Origin of the sequence: Shinella sp. JR1-6, assembly GCF_004284735.1 — a bacterium.
GTDB lineage: Bacteria > Pseudomonadota > Alphaproteobacteria > Rhizobiales > Rhizobiaceae > Shinella.
The window spans coordinates 172537-184812 of sequence record NZ_SHMI01000009.1; the positions used below are offsets into that span (position 1 = coordinate 172537).

At 62.6% G+C, this 12276-nt stretch carries 16 protein-coding genes; 6 read left to right on the plus strand and 10 right to left on the minus strand.

The window, feature by feature from the left end; genetic code table 11:
* The first annotated feature begins 47 nt into the window (after positions 1 to 47).
* The gene (locus EXZ48_RS17770; RefSeq protein ID WP_023515614.1) at positions 48 to 935 is read left to right on the plus strand and encodes a branched-chain amino acid aminotransferase; all 888 of its coding nucleotides are present in this window, start codon (positions 48 to 50) and stop codon (positions 933 to 935) included.
* Between the two features lie 122 nt (positions 936 to 1057).
* Here the strand turns inward: EXZ48_RS17770 and EXZ48_RS17775 are convergent, their stop codons facing one another.
* Both EXZ48_RS17775 and hppD read right to left on the minus strand, forming a co-directional pair.
* A complete protein-coding gene (locus EXZ48_RS17775; protein ID WP_023515615.1) occupies positions 1058 to 1327 on the minus strand; it encodes a hypothetical protein in 270 nt (89 codons plus the stop codon).
* Between the two features lie 246 nt (positions 1328 to 1573).
* Complete coding sequence (gene hppD, locus EXZ48_RS17780; protein ID WP_024271245.1) at positions 1574 to 2677, minus strand: 4-hydroxyphenylpyruvate dioxygenase; 1104 nt, start codon at positions 2675 to 2677, stop codon at positions 1574 to 1576.
* Positions 2678 to 2806: 129 nt separating this feature from the next.
* Between hppD and EXZ48_RS17785 the strand changes: the two genes are divergently transcribed.
* The 3 genes from EXZ48_RS17785 (at position 2807) to EXZ48_RS17790 (ending at position 4362) form a co-directional block, all read left to right on the plus strand.
* A complete protein-coding gene (locus EXZ48_RS17785) occupies positions 2807 to 3265 on the plus strand; it encodes an Lrp/AsnC family transcriptional regulator (RefSeq protein WP_024271246.1) in 459 nt (152 codons plus the stop codon).
* A 137-nt stretch (positions 3266 to 3402) separates the two neighbouring features.
* Positions 3403 to 3567, plus strand: coding sequence for a hypothetical protein (locus EXZ48_RS34920; protein ID WP_165909371.1), 165 nt, complete (start codon positions 3403 to 3405; stop codon positions 3565 to 3567).
* A 153-nt stretch (positions 3568 to 3720) separates the two neighbouring features.
* Entirely contained in the window at positions 3721 to 4362 is a 642-nt protein-coding gene (locus EXZ48_RS17790; RefSeq protein ID WP_023515604.1) for an MBL fold metallo-hydrolase, read from the plus strand.
* Between the two features lie 58 nt (positions 4363 to 4420).
* Here the strand turns inward: EXZ48_RS17790 and EXZ48_RS17795 are convergent, their stop codons facing one another.
* The 5 genes from EXZ48_RS17795 to EXZ48_RS17815 all read right to left on the minus strand — a co-directional run bounded on the left by EXZ48_RS17795 (position 4421) and on the right by EXZ48_RS17815 (position 8210).
* Positions 4421 to 4882 (minus strand): BA14K family protein, encoded by a 462-nt coding sequence (locus EXZ48_RS17795; RefSeq protein WP_130517372.1) that lies wholly within the window; start codon positions 4880 to 4882, stop codon positions 4421 to 4423.
* A 134-nt stretch (positions 4883 to 5016) separates the two neighbouring features.
* Complete coding sequence (locus EXZ48_RS17800) at positions 5017 to 5232, minus strand: cold-shock protein (RefSeq protein WP_023515606.1); 216 nt, start codon at positions 5230 to 5232, stop codon at positions 5017 to 5019.
* 452 nt (positions 5233 to 5684) lie between these two features.
* Complete coding sequence (locus EXZ48_RS17805) at positions 5685 to 6854, minus strand: PQQ-dependent sugar dehydrogenase (protein ID WP_130517374.1); 1170 nt, start codon at positions 6852 to 6854, stop codon at positions 5685 to 5687.
* Positions 6855 to 6928: 74 nt separating this feature from the next.
* On the minus strand, positions 6929 to 7129 hold the full coding sequence (locus EXZ48_RS17810) for a hypothetical protein (protein ID WP_023517239.1): 201 nt from the start codon (positions 7127 to 7129) through the stop codon (positions 6929 to 6931).
* 172 nt (positions 7130 to 7301) lie between these two features.
* Positions 7302 to 8210 (minus strand): EAL domain-containing protein, encoded by a 909-nt coding sequence (locus EXZ48_RS17815; protein ID WP_037408721.1) that lies wholly within the window; start codon positions 8208 to 8210, stop codon positions 7302 to 7304.
* A gap of 324 nt (positions 8211 to 8534) precedes the next feature.
* Here EXZ48_RS17815 and EXZ48_RS17820 point away from each other — a divergent pair, with 324 nt between their 5' ends.
* Positions 8535 to 9737: a pyridoxal phosphate-dependent aminotransferase gene (locus EXZ48_RS17820; protein WP_024271248.1), complete on the plus strand. Its 1203-nt coding sequence runs from the start codon at positions 8535 to 8537 to the stop codon at positions 9735 to 9737.
* A gap of 118 nt (positions 9738 to 9855) precedes the next feature.
* Positions 9856 to 10101: a hypothetical protein gene (locus tag EXZ48_RS17825; protein ID WP_050744201.1), complete on the plus strand. Its 246-nt coding sequence runs from the start codon at positions 9856 to 9858 to the stop codon at positions 10099 to 10101.
* Positions 10102 to 10304: 203 nt separating this feature from the next.
* Here the strand turns inward: EXZ48_RS17825 and EXZ48_RS17830 are convergent, their stop codons facing one another.
* From EXZ48_RS17830 to EXZ48_RS17840, 3 genes are all read right to left on the minus strand, one after another.
* Complete coding sequence (locus EXZ48_RS17830) at positions 10305 to 11426, minus strand: alkene reductase (RefSeq protein ID WP_130517376.1); 1122 nt, start codon at positions 11424 to 11426, stop codon at positions 10305 to 10307.
* A 37-nt stretch (positions 11427 to 11463) separates the two neighbouring features.
* The gene (locus EXZ48_RS17835; protein WP_130517378.1) at positions 11464 to 11769 is read right to left on the minus strand and encodes a helix-turn-helix transcriptional regulator; all 306 of its coding nucleotides are present in this window, start codon (positions 11767 to 11769) and stop codon (positions 11464 to 11466) included.
* A gap of 226 nt (positions 11770 to 11995) precedes the next feature.
* A complete protein-coding gene (locus tag EXZ48_RS17840; RefSeq protein WP_130517380.1) occupies positions 11996 to 12271 on the minus strand; it encodes a hypothetical protein in 276 nt (91 codons plus the stop codon).
* Between the last annotated feature and the right edge of the window lie 5 nt (positions 12272 to 12276).

The window sequence follows — 12276 nt, forward strand, 5'->3', positions numbered from 1 at the left end:
AACAATCAACTTGAAAGAATGGCGCGGATGCGCCGGAGGATGAGACGATGGCAGTTCCTTTCGATCAGCTGGATGGGCAAATCTGGTTCAACGGCGAGTTCGTCGACTGGAAGGACGCGAAAATCCACGTGCTGACCCACGGCCTGCACTATGCCAGCGCCGTGTTCGAAGGCGAGCGCGCCTATGGCGGGCGCATCTTCAAGCTCACCGAGCACAACCAGCGCCTGCATACGTCCGCCGAAATCCTCGGCTTCAAGATTCCCTATTCCGTGGAAGAGCTGGATGCGGCGACGATCGAGCTCCTGAGGCGCCAGGGCTTTTCCGAAGCCTATGCGCGGCCGATCGCCTGGCGCGGTTCGGAGATGATGGGCGTTTCGGCGCAGAACAACCGCATCAACGTTGCCATCGCCATCTGGCAGTGGGGCAGCTATTTCAATCCGGCCGAAAAGCTGAAGGGCATCCGCCTCGACATCGCCGAGTACCGCCGCCCCGACCCGAAGACCGCGCCCTCGAAATCGAAGGCCGCCGGCCTCTACATGATCTGCACGATCTCCAAGCACGCCGCCGAAGCCAAGGGCTATGCGGATGCGATGATGCTCGACTATCGCGGCCAGGTGGCGGAAGCCACGGGTGCAAATATCTTCTTCGTCAAGGACGGCGTCATTCACACTCCGGTGCCGGATTGCTTCCTCGACGGCATCACGCGTCGCACGGTCATCGAGCTTGCCAAGCGCCGCGGCTACCAGGTCATCGAGCGGGCGATCCTGCCGGAAGAGCTGTCGGACTTTTCCGAATGCTTCCTGACGGGCTCTGCGGCGGAAGTGACGCCGGTCTCGGAAATCGGCCCCTACCGCTTCACGCCGGGCACGATCTGCGAAACGCTGATGAACGACTACATGAAGGAAGTGTATCCCGTCGCCGCTGCGGCGGAGTAAGCGGCACGCTCGTACCGCTCCGCCATGAGCCATCCCCGGGTTAAACGCGAGGATGACGATGGTGGCTTCGGGTAAATCGGGATGAAGAACCGGGCGGCCCTTTCGGGCCGCCTTTCTTCGTTTCAGGCTGGCTTCTTGCCGAGCACCGCACCGACGATCGCCGTCAGCACGCCGCCGCCGACAAGGCCGCCGATGCCGTTGGCAACGAGGCCCGAGAGGCCGGCTTCACCGCCCAGCATCTGCAGGAGAAAGCCGCCACCGACACCGCCGATGGCGCCGACGATGGTGCGGACGATCGCGCTCACGGCCGCCTGTTTCAGGGCGGCGCCGGCCACGTTGCCGCCAACGGCCCCGGCGATGAGCTGCGTGATGATGGGCATCAATGCTTCCATGACTTCCCCTCCGAAAGGTCCGCCCGGAATAGAGAGTGATCCGCGCCGGACACTTGCCTCGCTACCGGGGCGCGGCCTGGAGCCCGCGCGCCCGTTGCCGAAAGACTCGACACCTGCAACGTGCGGATAAAATTGGGATAAGTCAATTTGTCCGTGTGCGCCCTGCACCGGAGTTTTGAAATGTAAAGAGGCGGCCGCTGGGCGGCCGCCTCTTCCTTCCCCGCAGTGGCTTGGTTGCCGCGGTTGTTATTCTGCTGCGATGACGCCCCGGCGGATCTGATCTTCCTCGATCGATTCGAAGAGCGCCCGGAAATTGCCCTCGCCAAAGCCTTCGTCGCCTTTGCGCTGGATGAATTCGAAGAAGATCGGGCCGATCACGGTCTTCGAGAAGATCTGGAGCAGGATCTTCGTCATGCCGCCATCGACGACACCCTCGCCGTCGATCAGGATGCCGTGCGTCTTCATACGCTCGACCGGCTCTTCATGGCCCACGACGCGCACATAGGAGCGGTCGTAATAATTGTCCGGCGGACCGGGCATGAACTTCACGCCATTGTCGGCGAGCCTGTCGGTGGCGTCGTAGATTCCGTCCGTACCGACGGCGATGTGCTGGATGCCTTCGCCCTTGTACTTCTTCAGGTACTCGACGATCTGGCTCGTCTCGTCCTTCGATTCGTTCAGGGGAATGCGGATCTTGCCGCAGGGCGAGGTGATGGCGCGCGACACGAGGCCGGTAATGCGGCCGTCAATGTCGAAGAAATGGATCTGCTTGAAGCCGAACAGCTCGCGATAGAAGTCCCACCACTTGTCCATGTTGCCGCGATAGACATTGTGGGTGAGGTGATCGAGATAGTAGAAGCCGACGCCCTGCGGTTTGGGGTCGCGTTCGCCGGTCCAGTCGAATTCCGCGTCATAGGCCGAGCCCTTGGCGCCGTATTTTTCGACGAAATAGAGCAGTGAGCCGCCGATTCCGACGATGGCGGGCACGTCGAGTGCCTTGTCGTTCCCTTCATAGGGCGTCGCGCCCTTGGAGACGGCATGGGCGAAGGCGTGTTTCGCATCGACCACGCGCCAGGCCATGGAGGCGGCGCAGGGCCCGTGCAAGCCGGCGAATGTCATGGCATGCGAGCCGGGCTCGGCATTGATCACATAGTTGATGTCGCCCTGGCGCCAGACGGAGATCGCCTTCGTGCGGTGGGTCGCGACCTTGCTGTATCCCATGCGGGCAAACAGCTCTTCCAGCTTTTCCGGTTCGGGATGGGCGAATTCGACGAACTCGAACCCGTCGGTCCCGGCCGGGTTATCGGCGGTGATCAGCGCCGGCGGCGCGTCATGCGGGAAAGGGCCCATCCGTCGTCCTCCTCGATGGTTATGACGGGAAGTATGACGCGTACTCCATGCAATGTGTGTGCATAGTGCTTGCGTTTTGATAATTCTCCGCGATATTCGTGCGTAAAATACAGGTTTGGAGGGCAATCCGTGCAACTGGACGAATTCGACCGTAAACTGCTCGCGCATCTGCAGCAGGACGCGCGCCTGACCAACAACGAACTGTCCGAGCGCATCCATCTTTCCCCCTCGCAATGTTCCCGCCGGCGTATCCGGCTGGAGGAGGAGGGCATCATCCGCGCCTATCGGGCGGAACTCGACCGGGAAAAGCTCGATCTCGGCATCGTCATCGTCGTTACGGTGACGCTTTCGACGCACAATCGCGACAATGCCGTACGGTTCGCACGGCTGATTTCCAATCTGCCGGAGGTGTTGGAGGCTTTCTCGCTGACGGGGGAGATGGACTACATCATCAAGGTCGTCGTGCCGAACCTCAAGGCGCTGTCGGCCTTCGTCAACGATGTGCTGCTGCCGCACGAATCCGTTTCGCATGTGAAGACGGCCATCGTGCTCGATACGCTGAAGGAGACGATGGCCCTGCCGCTCTGAGCGATGTTGCGGACGGGCAACAGCCGTTCGCCTTGCCCTGTTCCCGCAGGAACAGGTTCGACTCTGCCGCCGTTGTAGAAACCGATCACAACGGATGAGACAGAGCCGAACGCGGCCGACAGCCAGGAAACAGGACCATGCAGACGAACACCCAGAAGCAGGAAAACCCGGTTGCGAGCCGCCTTCGCCCGGTCGTTTATCTCTATACCGCCGTCAACATCGCCGTCGTGGCGCTGCTCTTCTCCACCGTCTCGCCCACGCTGGCCACCGGCCCGGCACAGGAGATCGCCAGCCTGCGCTGAGCCGGCATTGGGTTCTTGGCGCCTGTTGCCCGATCCGGGAGTCTCTTGAAGGGCTTATGCGAAAAACCTGATGTCTTGCAGCGTCCTTTGCGTGCGGCGCGGTAATGGCTATATCAGGCGCAACGCGGCACTTTGAGCGAGGACCCCATGGGCATGCTTCAGGCGGGCATCATTCCCGTCACCCCCTTCCAGCAGAACTGCACCATTCTCTTCGACAGCGAGACGAAGGAGGGCGTCGTCGTCGATCCCGGCGGCGATGTCGAGGTGATCCTCAAGACCCTGGAGGAGAATGGCATCACGGTGAAGGCGATCTGGCTGACGCATGGCCATATCGATCATGCCGGCGGCGCCAAGGAGCTGAAGGAGGCGCTCGGCATCGACATCATCGGCCCGCACAAGGACGACCTGTCGCTGTTGCAGCGGCTGGAAGCGCAGGCCTCGATGTTCGGCGTGCCGATGAAGGTGAGCAATGTGCTGCCCGACCGCTGGCTAGAGGATGGCGATACGGTATCCTTCGGCGACCACACCTTCGAAGTCTACCACACGCCCGGCCATGCGCCGGGGCACGTCATCTATTTCCACCGCGGTCAGGGCTTCGCCCATCTCGGCGACGTGCTCTTCCAGGGATCGATCGGCCGAACGGACCTGCCGGGCGGCAACCATCAGCAGCTCTTGGATTCCATCCGCGACAAGGTATTCCCGCTCGGCGACGAGGTCGGCTTCCTCTGCGGCCATGGGCCGGGCGGCAAGATCGGCGAGGAGCGGCGCACGAACCCGTTCCTGCGCGGCCTGTAAACGCAAAAGAGGCGGGCGCTGCCTGGCGCCCGCCTCTCGATGTCGGCCCGGTCCGGTTTCAGCCGGCGGTGCAGAAGTGTTCACGGCCATCATAGCCGACGAAGGTGCCGCTGTTCGGGTTGAACGAGCGGTAGCGCCGTGCGCAGTAGTCGTACCAGGACTGGGTCCAGGGCTCGTAGCTCGGCATGACGACCGGCTGGCGGTAGATCACGCGCGGCTCGGGTTCCGGATAGTAGTCCGGCTCCACATAGACGCGGCGCTCTTCGTAGCGCGGCTGGTTGGCGATGGCGCCGCCGATGATGAGGCCGGTGGCAAGACCCAGCGCGCCGCCAACGACGGCATCGCGGCCATTGTCGCGGTCGCGGTTGTGGCGACGCGGCTTGCGGTACTCGTAGGTATCGCCTTCGCGCCAGTAGCCATCGCGGTTGCGGTCACGCGCTTCAACGACGCCGGCCGTTGCGGTGAGGGTCGTCGCGGCGACGGCTGCGGACAACACAAGGGTCTTGAGGAACTTGTTCATGACGTCTTTCCCTAGGCTCCGGCCCAGCGCCGGCTGATGGCGAGGAAACTAGAGGAAAGAGGCTGAACCGTGGCTGAACAAAAAAACCCGGCATCTCTGCCGGGCTTCAACTGAAAATCCTGAAAGGCGCCGGTTCAGCCGGCGATCTGCAGGTTGACCGCCTTCGGGCCTTTGCCGCGGCGATCGGGTTCCGTGTCGAAGCTTACCTTCTGGTTTTCGGAAAGGCCGTTCAGGCCGGAAGCCTGCACAGCGGAAATGTGTACGAAGATATCCGCACCACCGTTGTCGGGCTTGATAAAGCCAAAGCCCTTCTCGGTGTTGAAGAATTTTACGATGCCAGTCTCGGCCATACGTCAGGTCCTTTTCTCTCTGCCCGTATATTGGCGGCGGGCAGCACATCAGTTTTGCCCCGAGGGGCGTTAGGCAGGCAGTTCTCGAGGTTGAGGAAAGGGTCCTGTTTTCACCGCAGCCAGCCAGCCAGCTAGTCTCGTGGACTGTCCGGATCTTGGCTGCCCGGAATTATTTCGCGTCTCCGGCGCGCTTTTATTCAAGGTCTTCCCGTGTTCGCAAATTGCCCGAACGGCGCAAGAGTGATGCGTTTGCGTTAAATTGGCAAGCAAAAGTTTTAGCGCGTGTTTGACGCGCCTCACTTTGGTCAAATTCCGGGCGATTGCCGAAAAAACCCGCAGGTTTTACGGGGCTTTGCAGTCTTCGTGCGATCTATATTGCGCTGCCGAAGGAAGGGGCTGTAGACGGAAGACAATCATACTTTGTTGTGCGGCGGCACGCCGGCCGGGTGGTATCAATCCGTCGTGGTCGAGCGGGAAACGCGCAGCAGCGCGCCGTTCGGATCGTCCGTCAAGAGCAGCAACGCACCGTCTGGTGCAACGATGACATCGCGGATACGGCCGAATTCGCCGTCGAACATCCGCTCCTCCGAAACGACGGCGCCGCTTTCGTCGCGCTCCAGTCGGCTGACGAGCTGATATTTGAGAGCGGCGACGATCAGGTTGCCCTCCCATTCCGGGAACATGGCGCCGTGATAGACGGCGATGGCGCCGGGTGCGATGGACGGGTCCCAATAATAGAGTGGCTGTTCATAGCCTTTCGCCGCCGAGCCGAGGTCGAATTCCGCGCCGGAATAATGGCGGCCGAAGGAGACGAGGGGCCAGCCGTAGTTGCGGCCGGGCTGCGGCACATTGATCTCGTCGCCGCCGCGTGCGCCGTGCTCGACGGTCAGCAGCGTGCCGTCCTTCGGGTCGATGACGAGGCCCTGCGGATTGCGGTGCCCCTTCGACCAGATCTCCGCCAGCCCCTCGGCGCTGCCGAGGAAGGGATTGTCGGCATGCGGGCTGCCGTCCGGGTTGATGTGCAGGATGGCGCCGGCATGGTCGCGCGGATCCTGCGCGCGAGGGCCTTCGCCCCGGTCGCCGATGCCGAAGAACAGGCTGCCGTCCTTGGCGATGGCGATGCGCGAGCCGAAATGCTGGCCGCGCGAGGTGAGACGGTTCATCAGGAAGATGCGGGTCGTGTCCTCCAGCGCCGTGTCGTCCGCGGCAAGCCTTGCCTTGGCCACGGCCGTGCCGGAACCGCCGTCGCCGCGGGCACTGTAGGTCAGGTACAGTATGCGGCTGGTCGCAAAATCGGGGGCGAGTGCAATGTCGAGCAGGCCGCCCTGGCCGGTGGTGGAGACTTCGGGCACGCCGCGAAGGGGCGCGGAGACCTTGCCGCCGCGGATCAGGCGGAGCGTGCCGCCTTTTTCGGAAACGAGATAGGCGCCATCGGGCAGGACCTCGACGGACCACGGCTGGTTCAGCCCCGTCGCCAGCGTCTCGACGAGCAGGGCGGCTTTCTTGCTGGGGATTTCGCGGGTTTCGGCGGATGCGGGAGAGACCAGAAGCGTCGCGGTCAGGAGGAGCATCGCGGCGGCGCCCGCCAATATGCCTTTCAAGGGCCGAATATCCTGTCGCATCGCCGTCTCCTGTCTTCTGCCGTTAACTGGCCCAGAGGCGAGCGGCTTTCAAGAGCGGCGCCGGGGCGGGCGGCTCACTTTTGCGTGGGCTCGATGTGAGACGTCGTCTTTTCGATGCCGGAGGTCTTGATCGTGTCGAGCGCGACGGCGGGTGGCGACATCAGGCTGACGACCATGGCGACGCAGGCGGCGAGCGCCGTCATGGCGATCATGAACATGGCGCGGGATTCGCGTGCCTTCGGCTTCCTGCCGACCTTGTCTTCATCCAGAAACATCGTTTTCCCCTCCTGTCCTTCGCTTGCCTTGGCACCGAAAAAGCTCGCCGAAATCGGCGCGAGAACGACCGAATTGCGGCAAGGCCCGACATTTATTGTGGCGAAAAGAAGGCGGGGTAAAAAGCTGGATTTCCAGTGCGTTCGACCGAATAGACGGCGCGCCTGCGCCGTCTTACATGCCTCTGCGGCCGAACTGGCGGACCGGTCGCGCGGCTCGGTTTTCCAAGGGCGCGAAACCTGTTGCCGCAAGCGTTGCGGCAGGTGACTGTGCCGGCTCGTCGTCGCCTTCCGGGAAGGTGATGTTGAAGCTCGTGGGAGCCGTCTCCGGCCGGGCAAGCAGGTAGCCCTGCATCAGCGGCCCGCCCATGTCGCGGCACAGCGCGATCATTTCCGGTTCCTCGATGCCGCCGACAATGGCGCGTATACCTTTCGCTGCGAACTGGCCGACGACGACGCGCAACAAAGCGAGCCCGGCGGAGTTTTCCACGAAGCTGCGCAGCCAGGCGGTATCGAAGGTCACGAATTGCGGCTTCAGTCGTTCCAGGCGCTCAAGGTCGTGGTCCTCGCCGGTGTAGTTGTCGATGGCGATGGCAAAGCCGCTGTCATGCAGGCGTGCGGCGAAGGAAACCAGCGTGTCGAGATCGTCCCGCGGGTGCTCGCGGATCTCGCAGGCGATGCGCGCCGGCGGCAGGCCTGCCTCGTGCGCGGCAAGGCGCAGCCATTCCACTTCCTGGCGGATGGCCTGAGGCGTGGTGTAGAGCCCGGCCTGGAAATTGATGATGAGCGCGGCCTCGCGCCGGCCGAGCGCACCGGTATTGAGGATGTGCAGGCTGCGGCAAAGGCCGTCCACCGCCATGCGTTCGTCTTCCGGAACGCGTTCGAAGAATTCTGCCGGGGAGCAGGGCATGTCGCCCGCGCTGGCGCGGATCAATCCCTTGAATGCGGCGATCTGCGGTCGGCCGTCCGCGCGCTCGGAAAAGATCGGTTGAAGGGCGGATTGCAGGAAGAAGGGGCCGTAGGCTGCGCCGAAGGCGCCGCCCGGCTGCCGGACGAGATTGGAGAAGATGCTTCTTTCGCTCATGCAGCGCACCATCCGCTGGAACGTCCCGACGGCGCGATTATAGAGGGCACCCGTTAATGCCGGTTTAATCCTTCGCGTAAAAATCTTGGATGTTGCAGCTGACCTCAACCAATTGGTGTGGCTCGTTTTTGCAAGGGCGGCGATCCATTCCGTTCGCTGATGGGGCTCATGAATTTTTTCGGTAGAGCCTGCATTTCCCGCTTTTTTCGTCCTTCGCGCTTGCAAGACCCGCCCACATTCGACATAGACCTAACCGCTATGGAGCCCGGCGCTCCGGGTCCATGGCGTCAAGCCGTCTTTGAACCCGATGAGGACATCTCCATCATGGCCTTTCTTGCCGACGCCCTTTCCCGTGTGAAGCCTTCCGCCACCATCGCCGTTTCCCAGAAAGCGCGTGAACTGAAAGCGAAAGGCCGTGACGTCATCGGGCTTGGTGCTGGCGAACCGGATTTCGACACGCCTGACAATATCAAGAAAGCCGCCATCGACGCGATCAACCGCGGCGAGACGAAGTACACGCCCGTTGCCGGTATCCCGGAACTGCGCGAAGCGATCGTCAAGAAATTCAAGCGTGAGAACGGCCTCGACTACACCGCCGCGCAGACGATCGTCGGCACGGGCGGAAAGCAGATTCTTTTCAACGCCTTCATGGCGACGATGAATCCGGGCGATGAAGTCGTTATCCCGACACCTTACTGGGTGTCCTATCCGGAAATGGTGTCGCTGTGCGGCGGCACGCCGGTCTTCGTCGCGACGACGCAGGAAAACAAGTTCAAGCTGAAGGCGGAAGACCTGGAGAAGGCGATCACGCCGAAGACCAAGTGGTTCATCTTCAACTCCCCGTCCAACCCGTCGGGCGCCGCCTACAGCCATGACGAGCTGAAGGCGCTGACGGACGTCCTGATGCGCCACCCGCATGTCTGGGTGCTGACGGACGACATGTACGAGCACCTGACCTATGGCGACTTCAAGTTCGCGACCCCGGTCGAGGTCGAGCCCGGCCTTTACGATCGTACGCTGACGATGAACGGCGTTTCCAAGGCCTATGCGATGACCGGCTGGCGTATCGGCTATGCGGCCGGCCCGCTCGCCCTCATCAAGGCGATGGACATGATCCAGGGCCAGCAGACCTCGGGCGCCTGCTCGGTCGCCCAGTGGGCCGCCGTCGAGGCGCTGAACGGCACGCAGGACTTCATTCCGGAAAACAAGAAGATCTTCGAAGGTCGCCGCGACCTCGTTGTTTCCATGCTCAATCAGGCCAAGGGCATCGAGTGCCCGTCGCCGGAAGGCGCTTTCTATGTCTATCCGTCCTGCAAGGGGCTGATCGGCAAGACCGCGCCGTCGGGCAAGGTCATCGAGACGGACGAGGACTTCGTCTCGGAACTGCTGGAATCGGAAGGCGTCGCCGTCGTGCATGGCTCGGCCTTCGGCCTCGGCCCGAATTTCCGCATCTCCTATGCGACGTCCGAGGCCCAGCTTGAGGAAGCCTGCAAGCGCATCCAGCGCTTCTGCGCAGCCTGCAAGTAACAGGCTCTTTGCAATGTGATGCAAAACCCGCCGGCAACGGCGGGTTTTTTGTTGCCGCCCCCATGAAATTTCCACTCTCGGTGCCGATATTGGAAAAAGCAAATCCCGGAGCAGGACCATGAACATGAAGTCATTCGCCGTTGCCGCCCTGGCAGCCCTTGCCGTTGCCGCGCCCGCCATGGCCGCGGACGGTTACAAGAATGGCGACGAGCGTGCGCCGCGCGGCAGCATCGTCGTCAGCGAGCGGGCGCAATACATGTCGTTCTACGATTATTTCTTCAACAATCCGGGCAAGTCCCGCACCCTGCGCTATGATCCCGGCGAGTACTACAAGGGCCTGACCCGCGAATACGACCGGCCGTAACGGGCCTTTCCCGGTTCGGAGGGGCTGCAGCCGGAGGAGCGAGCCAACAGCCCGTGCCGTGAACCGGATTGTTCCGGGAATGTCCTTGCGCCTATCGCATGTAAAAGAAAACGCCCGCGGGGAGGAGACCGCGGGCATTTCTGTCCTCCCTCGGGGAGGAGGCATCGGAGCGCTGGATTGCGCAACGCTCCGATGCAAGGGTGTCACGCGACGTTGTCGAGGGACGGATAGTCCGTGTAGCCCTTGGCGCCGCCGCCGTAGAAGGTGCCCTGGTCCGGGGCATTCAGCGCGGTCTCGTCCTTCAGCCGCTCAACGAGGTCCGGGTTGGCGATGAACAGCTTGCCGAAGGCGACGAGGTCGGCCTTGCCGCTTTCGACGGCATCGATGGCGAGTTCGCGGTTGTAGCCGTTGTTGACCATCCACGCCGCCTTGCCGCCGGCGGCCTTGTAGGCGGCGCGCAGTGCCGCGTAATCGAAGGGCGTGTCGCCCTGTTGGTGGTCACGCGAGCCGCCCGTCGCGCCTTCGATGATATGGATGTAGGCCAGATCATACTTGGCGAGACCTTCGACCACATAGGTGAAGAGCGGCTGCGGGTTAGGGTCGAATGCGTCGTTGGCGGGGGTCACCGGCGAGATGCGGATCGCGGTACGACCGGCGCCGATCTCCTTGGTGATGGTGTCGACGACCTCGAAAAGCAGGCGCGCGCGGTTTTCGATCGAGCCGCCATACTCGTCCGTGCGTGCGTTGCTGCCCGAGCGCAGGAACTGGTCGATCAGGTACCCGTTGGCGGCGTGGATCTCGACGCCGTCAAAGCCCGCATCGATCGCGGCACGGGCGGCGCGGCGGTAGTCCTCGACGATGCCGGGAAGCTCGGCCTTCTCCAGCGCGCGGGGCTCTGAGGTTTCGGCGAAACTCCCGCTGCCGTCGGCATTGATGAGGTAGGTCTTCGACTTGGCACGGATCGCCGAAGGGGCAACCGGCTTGCCGCCGTTCGGCTGGAGCGTGTCATGGGAGATGCGGCCGACATGCCACATCTGCACGACGATCTTGCCGCCCGCCTTGTGCACGCCGTCGGTGACCTGCTTCCAGCCGTCCAGCGCCTCGGCCTTGTAGAGGCCCGGCACGTCGGCGTAGCCCTGGCCCTGGTGGCTGATGGCGGTCGCCTCGGTGATCAGCAGGCCGGCGCTGGCGCGCTGCTCGTAATAGGCGGCGTTCAGCGTGTTCGGCACGGCGCCCGGCGAACGGTTGCGCGTCAGCGGCGCCATGACGATGCGGTTGGCAAGCTGGATGTCACCGATCTTGAGAGGGTCGAAGAGCGAAGTCATGGGTAGTCCTTCTTCTGGCTTGGGGGAGGGCAGATGCTCAAAGCGAGCCGTTGATGTGGTGGAGAAAGGCCGCGATCTTGTCTTCGTCGCGTTTGAAGAACACCCATTGGCCGACCTTGCGCGTCGTCACGAGGCCGGCGCGCTGCAGGGTGGCAAGATGGGCGGAGACGGTGGACTGCGACAGGTCGCAGCGCCTTTCGATCTGGCCGGCGCAGACGCCAAACTCCAGCGGATGCTCCTGGCCGGAAAAATGGGTCTGCGGCTCCTTCAGCCAGGCAAGGATCTCCAGCCGCTTGGGATGCGCGAGAGCCTTGAGGATTTCGTCGGTGTCGAGCGGGGTCATATCTATCGTGGTCCAGCGATGTACATATCGGTTATATTCGATATTGGGTTCGCGAATGTTCGATACAAGAGGCCACGGCAAAAAAAGAGGGCCGCAAGCGAAGCTTGGGCCCTGCAGGTGTGAAGGTATAAAACCTCCAGAGGGGAACAGCCAACGCGCGGCACTGGGAGGAGAAAGACCGCAAGTGCGTTGGCTAACCTGAATATGGGGGAGGGACCGGGGTTCTTCAAGAGAAGCACATCCCAAGTTTTTCACAAGGGTTGAAAATCTGTTTCGTCTGCCCGAAGGCAAGAGAGAAGGCTGCAAGGTCAGGTGGAAAGCGCAGCGCTTTGCGAGCAATAAAAGCCCAAAACGAAACAGATGTTTCCCGGGTGCCGCCGCACGGAATGCCGACGGCGCAGCACGCCTTGCTTGAATATGTGGTGATCGCTTGGCGGGACAGGACGGCAGGCGTGCCGAAATACCGCAAGGTGCCGCGCTGTGCTTGCGGGGCGCCAGCCAAAGGCG